The organism is Streptomyces sp. NPDC048337 (assembly GCF_043201175.1).
Taxonomy (GTDB): Bacteria; Actinomycetota; Actinomycetes; order Streptomycetales; family Streptomycetaceae; genus Streptomyces.
In genome coordinates this window covers 169123-184215 of sequence record NZ_JBICYR010000007.1, presented here as the reverse complement: position 1 = coordinate 184215, position 15093 = coordinate 169123, and the positions used below count along the sequence as shown (strand labels likewise).

Genomic DNA, 15093 nt, shown 5'->3' with positions numbered 1-15093 from the left:
GTGCCAGCTCCTTCAGGCCGCGACGAGGTAGGAGAAGACCGACTCGAGGGACTCGTCGGAGGGCGAGACCGTCAGCAGCCGGATGCCGTGCGCGCGGGCGACCCGCGGCAGCAGCTCGGTGAAGCGCCCGAAGTCGACGGCCTGGATGCGCAGGGCGCCTTCCTTGAGGTCGACCTCGATACCGGCCGTGGACGGGTCGGCGATCAGGGCCGCGGCGAGGGCCCGGTCGTCGGAGGAGCGGATGAGGTAGCGGTGCGGGCGGTCCGTCATCAGGCGGCGGATCTTGCGGAAGTCGCCGGAGGCGGCGTGCCGGCCGGCGACGACCACCTCGATGTGGGAGGCGAGCTGCTCGACCTCCTCCAGGATGTGCGAGGAGAACAGGACGGTGCGGCCCTCATCACCCATGCGGCGCAGCAAGTCCATCAGCTGCATGCGCTGGCGCGGGTCCATGCCGTTGAAGGGCTCGTCGAGGAGCAGCACGGACGGTTCGTGGACCAGCGCGGAGGCCATCTTCACGCGCTGGCGCATGCCCTTGGAGTAGGTGGAGATCTTGCGGTCCTGGGCGTACTCCATCTCGACGGTGGCGAGCGCCCGCTGGGCCGCCGCGTCGTCGAGCCCGTGCAGCTCGGCGTTGGCGACGACGAACTCCCGGCCGGTGAGGAAGTCGTACATGGCCTCGCGCTCGGGCACGACGCCGATCTGCTTGTAGACCTCCTCGTTGCGCCAGATCGGCGCGCCGTCGAGGGTGACGGTGCCCGTGGAGGGGGCCAGGAAGCCGCCCATCATGTTGATGAGCGTGGACTTGCCCGCGCCGTTGGGGCCGAGGAGTCCGGTGACGCCGGGGCCGATGCGCATGGTCACGTCGTTGACGGCAACGACGTTCCCGAACCAGCGGGAGGTGTGGTCGATGTCGATGATGCTCACAGCCCGGCCTTCCGGTAGCGGGCCATCAGGGCGGCGTAGGAGCCGGCGATGAGGCCGAGGACGACGAGCAGGTAGACGAAGCCGGTGCCGGCCGAGGGACCCTCGCCGCCGGGGAAGGCGGAGGTCGCGCCGAGGAAGGCCGTCTGGAAGCCGTCGATCAGGGTGATCGGGGAGAACAGGCCCAGCCAGTCGATGGCCCCGGCGTTCCCGGTGTTGTAGGCGATGCCCTGGACCGCGGTCACGGCGCCGTACGGGATGAGCAGCACGGCGATGATCGCGGCGACGCCGAACCCGCGGCGCGGGGTGAGGGCGGCCATGACCAGGCCCAGGCCCGCGAAGAGCAGCGACAGCAGCAGTACCGACACGAGTCCCTGCCCGAATCCCTTGGTCTGGTCACCGAAGTCGAACTTCGCCAGCAGCGAGCCGATCCACATGATCAGCAGCGGCGTGGCGGTGAGGATGAACAGGGCCGAGGCCATGGCCGCGTACTTGGCCACGACGTAGTCGACCCGCTCGATGGGCCGCGAGAAGTAGAGCGGCACCGTCTTGAAGCGCAGGTCGCGGGAGACCGACTGGGGCGCCTGGGAGGCGAGGTAGAGGCCGATGACCACCTGGGTGGTCAGGGCGTACGTCGTGTACTTGATCGGCAGATCGGTGGAGCCGGGGACCGCGATGGCCACCGCGACGATGATCAGCGCGGGAACGCACATCACCGCGAAGAGGATCATCGGCAGGACCTTGGACTTGGCGGAGCGGCCGAGGCCGTAGGCGCCGCGCAGGGACTGCGAGAACAGCGACTTGCGGGCGTAGGCGCGGCCGAGCCGGGGGCCGTCGTAGGACCGGTAGCCGATGTTGTGGATCTGGGTCGAGGTGTCAGGCGCCATCGGAACCGGCTCCCTTCTGCTGGATGGGCCACGAGGGCTGGTCGTTGTCGCGGAAGACCTCCGCGATGTGGTGGCGGCGCTGCTCCATGCGGACCAGGCCGATGCCCAGGTCGGCGACGGTGTCGCGGACCGTGTCGTACGTGTCCTCGCCCGTGGCCTCGACGAGGAGGATGTGCCCGGCGCCCGGCAGGCCCTGCTCCTCGGCCGTGTGGAGGGCGATGCCCGCCGCGGTGAGCGCCTTGCGCAGGGCGGCGGTGCCGTCCGGGTGGGCGTCGGAGTCGGTGACCTCGACGGCGAGGGTCGTGGTGATCTGGGTGAAGTCGCTGGTGGAGCTGGAGCGCAGCAGCTTGCCGCCGTCGACGACCACCACGTGGTCGCAGGTCCGCTCCAGCTCGCCGAGGAGGTGGGAGGTGACCAGGACGGAGATGCCGAAGTCCGTGTGGATACGGCGGATCAGGTCGAGCATCTCGTCGCGGCCGACGGGGTCCAGACCGTTGGTCGGCTCGTCGAGGAGGACCAGCTGGGGGTCGTGGACGAGGGCCTGGGCGAGCTTGACGCGCTGCTTCATGCCCGTGGAGTAGCCGCCGATGGGGCGGTAGCGCTCCTCGTACAGCCCCACGTGGCGCAGGGTGTCGGCGGTGCGCTCACGGGCCGCGGTCGGCGGGAGGCCGGACATGCGCGCCATGTGGACGACGAACTCGGTGGCCGAGACGTCGGGCGGCAGGCAGTCGTGCTCGGGCATGTACCCGACGCGTTCACGGATGGCGCTGCCATGCGTGGCGACGTCGAGGCCGAGCACGGCGGCACTGCCCTCGGTGGCGGGGGACAGTCCCAGCAGAATCTTGATCAGCGTGGACTTGCCGGCTCCGTTGGCACCCACGAGGCCGGTCACACCAGGCCCGATGTCCAGGGAGAGCCGGTCGAGGGCGGTCACTCGGGGGTACCGCTTGCTCAGGCTTTCGGTCGCGATGACAGTCACGGGTTCGACGGTAGTGGTGAAGGGCTCGAGGATCGTCAGACCTGGAGCGGGATCCCGTCTCCGCCTTCAGGACTACAGACCCTGACGTGAGGCTGATGCGGACCGGACAAGTTTGTCCACAGGTCTGTGCACGGGCCTTGACGTGATCTCCAGTCATTGTCACATTCATCAATGTCAAGTTACGGGCGCGTACGGCTACAGGGACGGGACGGCTGGCATGGCTGGGGACACCAAGCAACGCACCGCGCAACTCACGGCCGACCTGCGCGGGTTCAGGGAAGTACAACGGCTCGCCTACGAGTGCGCGGAGACCGTCGCCGCGCAGCTGCGCCCCGGCGTGACCGAGCGTGAGGCGGCCCGGATGCAGCGGGAGTGGCTGCGGGAGCGCGGGGTGCGCGACTGGTTCCACCTGCCCTTCGCCTGGTTCGGGGACCGGACCGCCTTCGTGAACTTCAAGATCCCGCTGCAGTTCTTCCCGACCAACCGGAAGCTGGAGCCGGGGATGCCGTTCATCCTCGACATGGCTCCGGTCTACAAGGGGTTCGCGGCCGACATCGGATACTCGGGCAGCCTCGGGCTCAATCCGGTGCAGGACCGTCTCATGTCCGATCTGCAGGCCCACCGCGCGCTGATCCTGGACCAGGTGCGCGAGCGGCGTTCGCTGCGCGAGATCTACGAGAACGTCGAGCGGCTGATGAACCGGCAGGGGTATGCCAACCGGCACCGCGCCTACCCCTTCGGCGTGATCGCGCACAAGATCGACCGCGTCAAGGAGCGGCGCTGGTCCCCGACCGCGTTCGGCTTCGGCACCCAGTCCCTGAAGGGGCTGGCCTCCGACGCCCTGCACGGTCACCGCGAGGGCTGGTCGCCGCTGTGGAGCCCGTACCACTTCTCCGACCACCCGCCGCAGCCCGGCCTGTGGGCGGTGGAGCCACATCTGGGCTTCCGCGGTACCGGCGCCAAGTTCGAGGAGATCCTGGTGGTCACCGACTCCCGGGATCCTCGGGAGAGCGCATTCTGGCTGGACGACGATCTGCCGCACGTGCGGCGCTGGGCTGAGGAGAAGGCGGCATGACCGGCATGAGCGGGGCGGGGACGACGGGCACGGCGCGACCGGCGGGCGCGCGCGAGCGCTGGGTGAGCACCGGCGGGGTCGAGCTGTGCGTCGTCGAACTGGGCGAGGCGGACCGGCCGACGGTGCTGCTGGTGCACGGCTACCCGGACAGCAAGGAGGTCTGGTCGGAGGTCGCCGAGCGGCTGGCGGAGCGCTTCCACGTGGTGTTCTACGACGTACGCGGACACGGGCGGTCGACCGCTCCGCAGCCGCTGCGCGGCGGCTTCACCCTGGAGAAGCTGACCGACGACTTCCTGGCCGTGGCGGACGCGGTCAGCCCGGACCGCCCGGTGCACCTGGTCGGGCACGACTGGGGCTCCGTACAGGGCTGGGAGTTCGCCACCGTCGCCCGCACCGAGGGCCGGATCGCCTCCTTCACCTCGATGTCGGGGCCCTCCCTGGACCACTTCGGGCACTGGATCAAGAAGCGGATGTCGCGGCCCACCCCGCGCCGGGCCGCGCAGCTGCTGAGCCAGGGGGCCAAGTCCTGGTACGTCTACATGCTGCACACGCCCGTGCTGCCCGAGCTCGCCTGGCGCGGCCCGCTCGGCAAGCGGTGGCCCAAGATCCTCCAGCGCTTCGAGAAGGTTCCGGCCGGCTCCTACCCGACGGCCTCCCTGCCGTCGGACGCGGCGCACGGTGCCTGGCTCTACCGGGACAACGTGCGGCCCCGCCTGCGCCGGCCGCGCGCCGACGCGTACGCCCATGTGCCCGTGCAGCTGATCACCCCGACCGGGGACGCCTTCCTGTCCGAGCGGCTCTACGACGAGCTGGAACTGTGGGCCCCCGATCTCGTACGCCGCACCCTGCCCGCCAAGCACTGGGTGCCCAGGACCCGGCCCGACCAGCTGGCCGCCTGGATCGGCGAGTTCGTCACCGCCCGGGAGGAGCCGGCCACGCGGGCACCGGAGCAGAAGGCTCCGGGCCGGTACGCCGACCGCTTCGGAGGCCAGCTGGTGCTGGTCACCGGCGCGGCCAGCGGCATCGGCCGGGCCACCGCCTTCGCGTTCGCCGAGGCCGGGGCCCGGGTGGTGGTCGTGGACCGGGACGCCGAGGGCGCGGCGCGCACGGCCGAGATGGCGCGCCTGGTCGGCGCCCCCGAGGCCTGGGGCGAGTGCGTGGACGTCAGCGACGAGCAGGCGATGGAGAAGCTCGCCGCGAAGGTCGCCTCCGAGTACGGGATCGTGGACGTCCTGGTCAACAACGCCGGCATCGGCCTGTCCGGGGCCTTCCTCGACACCAGCGCCGAGGACTGGAAGAAGGTCCTCGACGTCAACCTGTGGGGCGTCATCCACGGCTGCCGGATCTTCGGGAAGCAGATGGCCGAGCGCGGACAGGGCGGGCACATCGTCAACACCGCCTCCGCCGCCGCCTACCTGCCCTCCAGGACCCTGCCCGCCTACAGCACCTCGAAGGCCGCGGTGCTGATGCTGTCGGAGTGCCTGCGCGCGGAACTGGCGTCGAAGTCGATCGGCGTCTCGGCGATCTGCCCCGGCATCGTGAACACCAACATCACCGCCACCTCGCGCTTCGCCGGAGTGGACGAGGCCGAGGAGAAGCGCCGCCAGGAGCGCTCCTCGCGGCTGTACGGGCTGCGCAACTTCCCGCCGGAGAAGGTCGCCGACGCGATCCTGCGGGCCGTGGTGCGCAACGAGGCCGTGGTGCCGGTGACTCCCGAGTCCAAGGGCGCCCTGTGGATGTCCCGCTTCGCGCCGCGCACCCTGCGGCGCTTCGCGAAGCTGGAGCCCAAGCTGTGACCGGGACCGGGACCGGGACCGGGACCAGTGCCGGCACGGGGAGCCCCTATGTGATCAGCCCGCGCCGGGTGGCTTTCGACTGGAAGACCACCCCGCTGCACTGGATACCCGACGAGCCGACCGCCACCCACGTCATCAACGTGCTGCACCTGCTGCTGCCCGCCGGGGAGCGGTGGTTCGTGAAGGTCTTCAAGGAGGGCCTGCCCCTGGTCACCGACCCCGAGCTGCGGGCGGACGTCAAGGGGTTCATGGGCCAGGAGGCCACCCACAGCGTGCAGCACTCCTACGTACTGGACCACCTGGCCGAACAGCGGCTGCCGACGGAGGCGTACACGAAGTACGTGGACTTCCTCTTCGAGAAGCTGCTCGGGGAGACCCCGCCCTTCGGGGCGCCCGTCACCGCCCAGGAGTGGCTGCGCTTCCGGCTCGCGCTGGTCGCCGCCATCGAGCAGTTCACGGCGGTCCTCGGGGACTGGGTGCTGCGCGCCGAGGGGCTCGACCGGGCCGGCTCGGACGAGGTCATGCTGGACCTGCTGCGCTGGCACGGCGCGGAGGAGGTGGAGCACCGCTCCGTCGCCTTCGACATGTACCAGCACTGCGGGGGAGCGGGCCTGCCCCGGTACGCGCGGCGCATCGAGGGGATGGTCGTGGTCGCGCCCGTGCTGGCCTGGCTGTGGGTGTGGGGGGCCTCGTACCTCATACGCAACGATCCGCAACTGGGCGGCCGGCTGCGCTATACGCTCCGCGGGCACAACCGGGCGGTGGCCAAGGGCCTACTGCCCACGTGGAGAGAGCTCGGCATGGCCATACCCCGCTACTTCCGGCGGTCGTACCATCCCTCGCAGGAGGGCTCGCTGCGCAGGGCGGTCGAGTACCTTGCGGCTTCACCTGCCGCCCGGGCCGCGGCGGGCGCGGTCGGCCGAGCCGCGATGTCGTAGGGAGCCGGGATTGTCCGATCAGGCGGTAGCCGAGTACCGGATCGAGGATCTGGCGCACCACAGCGGGGCGACGGTGCGCACGATCCGTGCGTACCAGGACCGCGGGCTGCTGCCGAAGCCGGAGCGGCGCGGCCGCTCCAACGTCTACCGGGACACGCATCTGGCGCGGCTGCGCCAGATCGCCGACCTGCTGGACCGCGGCTACACCCTGGCCTCCATCAAGGAGCTGCTGGAGGCCTGGGACGCGGGGCGTGGGCTGGGCGGCGTACTCGGGCTGGTCGCCGAGGTGCACGGGCCGTGGACCGACGAGGAGGCGGCCCGGATCACGCGGGAGGAGCTGAACGACCGGTTCGGCGGCCTTCCCGACGACGAAGCGGTGAGTGAGGCGTGCGAGCTGGGGGTGCTGGAGCGGATCCCGGACCGTCCGGACCAGTTCCTCGTGCCCTCGCCGCAGGAGCTGGCCGTGGCCGCCGAGCTGTACGCGGCCGGGGTGCCGCTGTCGGCGATCACCGGCCATCTGCGCGAGCTGCGCGCGCAGGTGGAGCACATCGCCTCGCGCTTCCTGGAGTTCACCACCGAGCACGTCTTCGCGCGCTACCTCGGGCACGTGCCGCCGACCGACGCGGACGCGGCGGAGGCGGCGACGATGGTGCGCAGGCTCCGGCCGCTGGCCCAGCAGACCGTGGACGCGGAGCTGGCGCGGGCGATGCGGCTGTTCGCGACCCGGCATCTGCAGCGGCACCTGGGGGCCGCCGGGGCGCCCCAGCCGTCAGGGCCCTCCCCGGTGGCGCTGCCGGCCGGGACGGTACGGGCGGTGCAGGACCTCGTCGGCGCCGATCATGTGGCGGAGTTCGTCCGGGCCGCGACGGAACGGGAGCTCCAGGCCCGGACCATGAACGATCTGGCGCGCCGAGGCGAGCGGTAGTCCGGAGCGGTAGTCCGGAGCAGCAGTCCGAGCCGTAGTCCACAGGGCGGATCACGCGTTTGCCGTCAAAACCCGCCCAAACGGCTGTGGACAAGTCCCGTCTGCCTGTGGGCAACCCTGTGGGCAACGGGCTCGGCGTCTCAGCCTATGGTCTCGTACGCCTCCTTGTCGGGCCCGGCCAGCGCCTCCGAGGAAGACTCCGGCAGGGCCGTCGGCAGCACGTCCGCGGGCACCGCCTTCGAGGAGCGGGCGGTCCCGTACAGCACGCCGGCGAGGACCAGGCCGAGGATTCCGCCGATCAGCTGGGCGGCGACGAAGCCGGGCAGGGACTCGGGGGCGATGCCGGTGAACGAGTCGCTGAAGCTGCGCCCGATGGTCCCGGCCGGGTTGGCGAAGGAGCCGGACGAGGTGAACCAGATCGCTGCGGCGATGTAGGCGGCGACCGCGGCCGGGATCAGCCGCGGGCGCCCGATCCGGTCGAGGCCCTGGATGACGAGGACGAGTCCGGCGGTGGCCACGACCTCGCCGATGAGCAGGTGGCCACCGTCGCGGACCTGCGTGGCGAAGGTGCCCGGGGCCCGGCCGAACATGGCCTCCGCGAGCACGGCGCCGCCGATGGCCCCGGCCGTCTGTGCCGCCGTGTAGACCAGCGCCTCCCGGCCGCCCAGCCCGTCGCCGCCGGTGCGCCGGGACCACCAGGCGGTCAGGGTGACGACCGGGTTGAGGTGGGCGCCGGACAGCGGCCCGAAGAGGGTGATGATCAGCCCGAGACCGATGGCCGAGGCGAGCGAGTTGGCGATCAGGGCGACGCCGGTGTCGGGAGTGAGTTCGGCGGCCTGGATTCCGGAGCCGATCACGACCACGAGGAGGCCGGCGGTCCCGATCAGTTCGGCAGCCGCACGGCGTGGCAGAGAGGTATGGGCTGTCATGGTTTCTCCCCCTGGGCAGAAGCGTCAGCGGAAAATCTATTCCGTATCTTGGAATAGTGACATTGGATGTCCACCCGATGTCCAGCCCGGCCCACAGGCGGAAAATCCCTGCCGGAGATCCCTCCGACGCGGCACGCTGGGGCCATGAACGACAGGCGCACCGTGAAGGTGTCCAAATACGTCTCGAAACACCTCCGGCATCAGCCGGAAAGGATCGGACTGGTGCTCGACTCCCACGGCTGGGTGGAGATCGACGATCTCCTCCGGGCGGCCGCCGCCCACGGCTTCCCCTTCACCCGCGCCGAGCTCGACCACGTCGTGGCCACCAACGACAAGCAGCGCTTCGCCGTCGACGGCACCCGCATCCGGGCCAGCCAGGGGCACACCGTCGCTGTGGACCTGGATCTCCCGGAGGCCGAACCGCCCGCGTACCTCTACCACGGCACCGTCGCCACCGCCCTGGACGCGATCCGCGCCGAGGGGCTGCGCCCGATGGCCCGCCACCACGTGCACCTGTCCCCCGACCGGGAGACCGCGACCCGGGTCGGCGCGCGGCGCGGCCGGCCCGTGGTGCTCGCCGTGGACGCCGGGGCGATGCGGACCGCCGGGCACGTCTTCCGGATCAGCGCCAACGGGGTGTGGCTGGTGGATGCCGTACCGCCGGAGTTCCTCCGCTTCCAGTAGCCGCTCGGGCGCGGGAATTCACTCAGGAATTGTCGGACCATCCCCCTAATCTGTTCCCACTCCGGGATCTGTGAGGGGGGGACCTCGCGATCGCCGAACCATCCCCGTACGTACGCGAGGTGACGCCCCATGACGTCCACACCCCACAGTTTTCAGGTCGATCTGCGCGGTCTGGTCGACCTGCTCTCCCACCACCTCTATTCCAGCCCGCGCGTCTACGTCCGCGAGCTGCTCCAGAACGCGGTGGACGCCGTCACCGCCCGCCAGAGCCTCGACCCCGACGCGGAGATCCGCATCCGGTTGTCCGCCACCGCCGGCCGGGTGACCATCGAGGACAGCGGCATCGGCCTGACCGCCGCCGAGGCCCACTCCCTCCTCGCCACCATCGGCCGCAGCTCCAAGCGCGGTGACGAGCACGGCCTGGAGGCCACCCGCCGCGAATTCCTCGGCCAGTTCGGCATCGGACTGCTCGCGTGCTTCGTCGTGGCCCGCCAGATCCGCGTCGTCACCCGCTCCGCCCGCGACCCGCAGGCCGCGCCCGTCGAATGGCTGGCCACGGACGACGGTTCGTACACCGTGCGCGAACTGCCCCACGAGGCACGCCCGGAGCCCGGCACCACCGTCGTCCTCGAAGCCCGCCCGGGCGCCGCCGAATGGACCCTCCCGGCCAAGGTCGAGGAACTGGCCCGCGATTACGGCTCCCTGCTGCCCTACGACATCACCTTCGACGACGGCGAAGGCGGCGTGCCGCGCCCCGTCACCGACCGGCCCGCCGTATGGGACCGGCCCTTCCCCACGCCCACCGCCCGCCGCGTCGCCCTCGCCGCACACTGCTCCGGACTCTTCGGTTTCACCCCGCTCGACAGCATCGACCTCGACCTGCCGGTCGCCGGGGTGCGCGGGGTCGCGTACGTCCTCCCCGAGCCGACCAGCCCCGCCCACCGGGCCGGACACCGCGTCCACCTCAAGGGCATGCTGCTGACCGACCGGGCCGACAACCTGCTGCCCGACTGGGCGTTCTTCGTCCGCGCCGTCCTCGACACGGACACCCTGCGGCCCACCGCCTCCCGCGAGAACCTCTACGACGACGAGACCCTGTCCGCCGTACGCGAGGCCCTCGGCGCCCGTGTCCGGAGCTGGCTCGCCGAGCTCGCGGCGAGCGACCCGGAGCGGCTGGCCGCCTTCCTGCGCGTCCACCACCTCGGCGTGAAGTCCATGGCCCGGCACGACTCCGAGCTGCTCGGACTGATGCTGCCGTGGCTGCCGTTCGAGACCAGCGACGGCCCGATGAGCCTGGAGGAGTTCACGGCCGCCCACACGGACGTCCACTTCACGCGCACGGTGGAGGAGTTCCGCCAGATCGCGCCGATCGCCGCCGCCCACGGTCTCGGCGTCATCAACGCCGGCTACACCTACGACGCCGACCTGCTGGCCCTGCTGCCCTCCGTACGGCCCGACCTGAAGGTCACCGAACTCGATGCCGGAGCCGTCACCGAGCGGCTCGACCCGGTGCCCACCGCCGCGGAACTGGAACTCGCGCCCTTCCTCTCCACCGCACGCACCCGCCTGGAACCCCAGGGGTGCGACGTGGTGCTGCGCGCCTTCCAGCCCGTCACCGTGCCCGCGCTCTACCTCGACGACCGCCAGGCCCGGCAGGAGCGGGACCGGACCGCCGCGCTGGAGAGCGCCGACTCCCTGTGGAGCGGCATCCTCGGCGCGCTGCGCGGCTCCGCGCCGCGCGCCCGCCTGGTCCTCAACCACAACAACCCGCTGATCCGCCGGATCGCCGCGCTCCCGGACGCTGCCCTGACCGGCACCGCCGTCGAATCGCTGTACGGGCAGGCCCTGCTGATGTCCCAGCGGCCGCTGCGCCCCGCCGACTCCACCCTGCTCAACCGGGCCTTCCTCGGACTCCTGGAATGGGCGACCCACCCCACCGAGGCCCAGGAGGACCGCACGTGACGATGTTGACGCGCCAGGAGATCGAGCTCGGACTGGCGGAGAACCGCGAGTCGCCGAACGGAGCGGCGCGCAACGCGCATGCCGAGGCTCTGGTCGGCGCCGCCGAGGCGAGCGGCGACCGTGCCCTGTTCCGCGCGGCACTGGACAACCTCGTCGGCGCCTACCTGTTCAGCTCGGAGTCGTCGAAGCTGCTCGTGCCCTTCGCCCGGCTGCTCCAGGAGTACGACAAGGACCCCGGCGCCTTCTCCGCAGGGGACGCGCACTCTCTGTTCTGGCAGTTCAAGTGGGTCACCACGGCCATATCCGACTCCCCCGGCATTCCGCTGGAGTCGGCCACCGGCTGGCTGGACGAAATGGAGCGCCGCTACCGGCTCGCGGGCTACAGCGAACGCCCCGTACGCGAGGCCGAGCTGTGGCTCGCCGACGCGATGGGCGACGACGAGCGGGCCGACCGGGCCTTCAAGCGCTGGCTGGCGGCCGAGCGCGACGACATGAGCGACTGCCGTGCCTGTGAGCTCAACAGCCAGGGCCAGTACGCCGTCCTGCGCGGAGACGACGCCCGCGCCCTGAACATCTGGACCTCGGTACTGGCGGGCGAGAAGACCTGCGCCGAGGAGCCGCACCGGGTGCTGGCCACCTCCCTGCTGCCGCTGCTGCGGCTCGGCCGGGCCGACGAGGCCCGTTCGCACCACCTGCGCGGCTACCGCCTGGCCCGCGGCAACGACAGCCTGCTGCCGTCGATCGGCAAGCACATCGAGTTCTGCGCGCTCACCGGAAACGAGTCGCGGGGGCTGGAGATCCTGGCCGAGCACGCCGCCCACGTCGGCCCGCTCGCCAATGTCGACGACCAACTCGCCTTCCACGGCGGCATCCTCGTCCTCCTGCGCCGGTTGACGGAGCTGGGGCACGGCGGGAGCCCGGCCGTCTCCTACGAGGGCACGCCGCGCACCGTCTCCGAGCTGCACGAGGTGCTGTACGCGGGGGCGCTCGAGATCGCCCGGCAGTTCGACGCGCGCAACGGAACCACCCGGGTCTCGGAGCGGTTCCTGGAGCGGATCGGGCGCGAGCCGCTGATCGGCCGACTGCCGCTCGGGGTGCGCAGTGCGGCGCTCGCCCCGGCGACGCCCGCCGTCTCCGCGCCGGTGGTGGAGCCGGCCGGGTCGACCGGTTTCGCCGAGCTGGTGGAGCGGGCCCGTCGGGCGCGCGACCTCGGCCATCCGGGTGCGGACGCGCTGTGGGCCGAGGTGGCCGTACGGACGGACGCGCAGCCGGAGCCCGATCCGCTGGTCGCGGCCGATGTGGCGGACCACCGGGCCCTGGCGGCCGCGCGCCGCGGGGCCGGGGAGGCTTCCGAGCTGCTGACGGCGGTGCGGGACGGCTACCGGGCGCTCGGGCAGGAACAGCGCGCGGCGCTCGCCGAGCTGCGGCTGGCGACCCTGGCCGCGCAGTCCGGGGCCTCGCCCGCCGAGGTCAGGCGGCTGCTGGGGGTGGCCGTGCGGGCCGCCGAGGGACTCGACGCCGCCGAACCGCTGCGGACCCGGCGGATCGCGCTCGCGGAACTGTCGGCGATCCGGATGGAGTCGTACCTGCGCTCGGTCGAGGCGGCCGCCGACACCGATCGGCACCACGACCACGCCCAGGGGCACGGTCACGATGAGCTGGCCGCCGAGTTGGTCGCGTTCGTCACCGCCTACGCGCAGGCGCTGCCGGATCTCGCGGCGGAAGCCGAGGAGATGCTGGGTCGGGTCTCCCTGTCGCAGGGCGACCAGGAGCGGGCCGTGACGCTGCTGGCCGGAGCCGCCGTACGGGCGGTCGCGGCGGGCCGGCCCTGGCAGGCGGTGGACCCGCTGGTGCTGCGGGCGGGGGTGCTGATGTCCCTGGACCGGCCCGAAGAGGCGGAGCGGGACGCGCGTTCCGCGCTGGAGCACGCCGCCGAGGTGACCGACTCCGAGACGCAGGGCATCGTACGGCTGACCCTCGCGGACATCCTGCTGAGGCGGGGCGACGCGGCCGCGGAGGCGGCCGGGCACGCGCTGGAGGGAGCCCACTGGTTCGACCTGGCCGGTCTGACGGCGGACGGCGGGGCGCAGGCCCGGCTGGTACTCGCCCGGGCCCACGTCCAGGACGACCGTGCGGCCGAGGCGGCGGAAGTGCTCCAGTCGGCGCTGCCCGACCTGCTGGAGCACGGTGACGGGCAGGCCGTGTTCGTACGGGAGTTCCTGGGCGATCTGCTGCGCCGGTTGAACGAGCCCCGCCAGGCGGCCGAGCAGTACCTGCTGGCGGCGGAGACGGCCAAGGGCTGGGAGGATCCGCGGCCGCAGGCGAACCTCGCGCAGTCGGCGGCGGACACCCTCTCCGACGCCGGGCTGGCCGTGGAGGCGGTCGCCGCCTACGAGAGAGCTCTGGAGCTGCGCCGCCTGACGGGTGAGGCGCCGGTCGCCGAGGTGCGCATCCTGCGCTCCCTGGCCTGGCTGGGGCTGCGCGAGCGGGTCGACGACGATGCGGTGACCCGGGCCCGGGCCCTGATGGGTGAGGCCGCCGGGGTCCTGGAGACCGCCCTGGCAGCGGAGCCCGGCTCCGTCGAACTGCGCTCCGAGCTCGCCCAGACCTGGCACCAGCTGGCGCAGGTGCTCGACCGGCGCGTCAGCGCGCAGGAGCAGCACGACGAGGAAGAGGAGGACGGCTCGGCCCCGACGGACGGGTGGCTGGGCGAGGCGGAGATCGAGGCGCTGCGGCTGGAGGAGATCGAACTCTGGGACCGGGCTGCCGCGATCTACGCGGAACTCGGCGCCGGCCATCTCCAGGACCGGTTCCAGTGCCTGAACAACGCCGCCTGGACCGAGCAGGAGCGGGGCCGCGCGGAAGCGGGTGCCGCACGGATCTCCGCACTGGTCGACGAGCTTCGGGAACTGCCCGAGGACGCCGTGCCCGAATGGATGCTGCCGAACGCCGAGCGTCTGATCAAGCAGCTCACGGCCTGATCCCTCGGCCGCCCGCCGTCGCCGCCCTCCCACCGGGAGGGCGGCGACGGCGGGAGCGGATCAGTCGTCCAGCTGGGCGAGGGCCTCGGTGGCGATCTTCTCGAAGACCGATTCGTCCGCGGCGAAGTCGGAGTCCGGGATCGGCGCGTGGATCACCAGCTCGGTGAACCCGAGCTCGCGGTGACGACCCGCGAAGTCGACGAAGGCGTCCACGGACTCCAGCAGGGTGCTGCGCTCGGGGGTGAAGCCGGTGAGCAGGACCTTCTCCAGCTCGCCGGAGTCCCGCCCGATCTCCGCGCAGGCCGCCTCCAGCCGGCCGAGCTGCCCGCGCATGGCCTCGAGCGACTGCTCGGGCGTGCCCTCCTCGAACAGCTTCGGGTCACCCGTCGTCACCCAGGCCTGGCCGTGCCGCGCGGCGAGCTTCAGGCCGCGCGGCCCGGTCGCGGCCACCGCGAACGGCAGTCGCGGACGCTGCACGCAGCCGGGGATGTTGCGGGCCTCCTCGGCGGAGTAGAAGGTGCCGCGGTGACTCACCGCGCCCTCGGTGAGCAGCTCGTCCAGCAGCGGCACGAACTCGGCGAAGCGGTCCGCCCGCTCGCGCGGGGTCCAGGGCTCCTGGCCCAGTGCGGTCGCGTCGAAGCCGTTGCCGCCCGCGCCGATGCCGAGGGTGAGGCGCCCGCCGGAGATGTCGTCCAGGGTGATGAGCTCCTTGGCGAGCGTCACCGGGTGGCGGAAGTTCGGCGAGGTGACGAGCGTCCCCAGGCGCAGCCGCTCGGTGGCCGCGGCCGCCGCGGTCAGGGTGGGCAGCGCACCGAACCAGGGCCCGTCGCGGAAGCTCCGCCAGGACAGGTGGTCGTAGGTGTAGGCCGTGTGGAAGCCGAGCAGCTCGGCCCGCAGCCACTGATCGCGACCTCCCTCACTCCATCGACGTACCGGAAGTATCACCGTGCTCAGACGCAGACTCATGTCTTCGAGCGTACGGGGGTCCGTCGATGTTTCACGTGAAACATCGCCAG

At 71.9% G+C, this 15093-nt stretch carries 12 protein-coding genes; 7 read left to right on the top strand and 5 right to left on the bottom strand.

What is annotated here, in order from left to right; all coding sequences use genetic code 11:
- Positions 1-12: 12 nt before the first annotated feature.
- Genes ACGFYU_RS14530 through ACGFYU_RS14520 form a run of 3 tightly spaced genes read right to left on the bottom strand, consistent with a single transcriptional unit; the run spans position 13 to position 2787 of the window.
- Entirely contained in the window at positions 13-924 is a 912-nt protein-coding gene (locus tag ACGFYU_RS14530; protein WP_393827625.1) for an ABC transporter ATP-binding protein, read from the bottom strand.
- A complete protein-coding gene (locus tag ACGFYU_RS14525; RefSeq protein WP_393827624.1) occupies positions 921-1808 on the bottom strand; it encodes an ABC transporter permease subunit in 888 nt (295 codons plus the stop codon). The genes ACGFYU_RS14530 and ACGFYU_RS14525 overlap by 4 nt, the downstream gene beginning before the upstream one ends.
- Positions 1798-2787: an ABC transporter ATP-binding protein gene (locus ACGFYU_RS14520; protein WP_393827623.1), complete on the bottom strand. Its 990-nt coding sequence runs from the start codon at positions 2785-2787 to the stop codon at positions 1798-1800. Before ACGFYU_RS14520 ends, ACGFYU_RS14525 begins: the two co-directional genes overlap by 11 nt.
- A gap of 217 nt (positions 2788-3004) precedes the next feature.
- Here ACGFYU_RS14520 and ACGFYU_RS14515 point away from each other — a divergent pair, with 217 nt between their 5' ends.
- Genes ACGFYU_RS14515 through ACGFYU_RS14500 form a run of 4 tightly spaced genes read left to right on the top strand, consistent with a single transcriptional unit; the run spans position 3005 to position 7521 of the window.
- Complete coding sequence (locus ACGFYU_RS14515) at positions 3005-3862, top strand: M24 family metallopeptidase (RefSeq protein WP_393827622.1); 858 nt, start codon at positions 3005-3007, stop codon at positions 3860-3862.
- A complete protein-coding gene (locus ACGFYU_RS14510) occupies positions 3859-5658 on the top strand; it encodes an SDR family oxidoreductase (RefSeq protein WP_393827621.1) in 1800 nt (599 codons plus the stop codon). The genes ACGFYU_RS14515 and ACGFYU_RS14510 overlap by 4 nt, the downstream gene beginning before the upstream one ends.
- A 50-nt stretch (positions 5659-5708) precedes the next feature.
- Positions 5709-6596: a metal-dependent hydrolase gene (locus ACGFYU_RS14505; RefSeq protein WP_393827620.1), complete on the top strand. Its 888-nt coding sequence runs from the start codon at positions 5709-5711 to the stop codon at positions 6594-6596.
- 10 nt (positions 6597-6606) lie between these two features.
- Positions 6607-7521, top strand: coding sequence for a MerR family transcriptional regulator (locus tag ACGFYU_RS14500; protein ID WP_393827619.1), 915 nt, complete (start codon positions 6607-6609; stop codon positions 7519-7521).
- A 140-nt stretch (positions 7522-7661) separates the two neighbouring features.
- Here ACGFYU_RS14500 and ACGFYU_RS14495 read toward each other — a convergent pair whose 3' ends face one another.
- Complete coding sequence (locus ACGFYU_RS14495; RefSeq protein ID WP_393827618.1) at positions 7662-8450, bottom strand: aquaporin; 789 nt, start codon at positions 8448-8450, stop codon at positions 7662-7664.
- Between the two features lie 144 nt (positions 8451-8594).
- Between ACGFYU_RS14495 and ACGFYU_RS14490 the strand changes: the two genes are divergently transcribed.
- From ACGFYU_RS14490 to ACGFYU_RS14480, 3 genes are all read left to right on the top strand, one after another.
- A complete protein-coding gene (locus ACGFYU_RS14490) occupies positions 8595-9134 on the top strand; it encodes an RNA 2'-phosphotransferase (RefSeq protein ID WP_393827617.1) in 540 nt (179 codons plus the stop codon).
- A gap of 129 nt (positions 9135-9263) precedes the next feature.
- Positions 9264-11096: an HSP90 family protein gene (locus ACGFYU_RS14485; RefSeq protein WP_393827616.1), complete on the top strand. Its 1833-nt coding sequence runs from the start codon at positions 9264-9266 to the stop codon at positions 11094-11096.
- Entirely contained in the window at positions 11093-14077 is a 2985-nt protein-coding gene (locus ACGFYU_RS14480; protein WP_393827615.1) for a tetratricopeptide repeat protein, read from the top strand. The genes ACGFYU_RS14485 and ACGFYU_RS14480 overlap by 4 nt, the downstream gene beginning before the upstream one ends.
- Positions 14078-14137: 60 nt before the next feature.
- Here the strand turns inward: ACGFYU_RS14480 and ACGFYU_RS14475 are convergent, their stop codons facing one another.
- Positions 14138-15043: an LLM class flavin-dependent oxidoreductase gene (locus ACGFYU_RS14475; RefSeq protein WP_393827614.1), complete on the bottom strand. Its 906-nt coding sequence runs from the start codon at positions 15041-15043 to the stop codon at positions 14138-14140.
- Positions 15044-15093: the final 50 nt, after the last annotated feature.

What these genes read in the sequence shown, in the direction of transcription:
- ACGFYU_RS14495 (WP_393827618.1), bottom strand. Translation starts at nt 8,450, where the DNA reads ATGACAGCCCATACCTCTCTGCCACGCCGTGCGGCTGCCGAACTGATC.
- ACGFYU_RS14475 (WP_393827614.1), bottom strand. Translation starts at nt 15,043, where the DNA reads ATGAGTCTGCGTCTGAGCACGGTGATACTTCCGGTACGTCGATGGAGT.
- ACGFYU_RS14490 (WP_393827617.1), top strand. Translation starts at nt 8,595, where the DNA reads ATGAACGACAGGCGCACCGTGAAGGTGTCCAAATACGTCTCGAAACAC.
- ACGFYU_RS14485 (WP_393827616.1), top strand. Translation starts at nt 9,264, where the DNA reads ATGACGTCCACACCCCACAGTTTTCAGGTCGATCTGCGCGGTCTGGTC.
- ACGFYU_RS14510 (WP_393827621.1), top strand. Translation starts at nt 3,859, where the DNA reads ATGACCGGCATGAGCGGGGCGGGGACGACGGGCACGGCGCGACCGGCG.
- ACGFYU_RS14515 (WP_393827622.1), top strand. Translation starts at nt 3,005, where the DNA reads ATGGCTGGGGACACCAAGCAACGCACCGCGCAACTCACGGCCGACCTG.
- ACGFYU_RS14525 (WP_393827624.1), bottom strand. Translation starts at nt 1,808, where the DNA reads ATGGCGCCTGACACCTCGACCCAGATCCACAACATCGGCTACCGGTCC.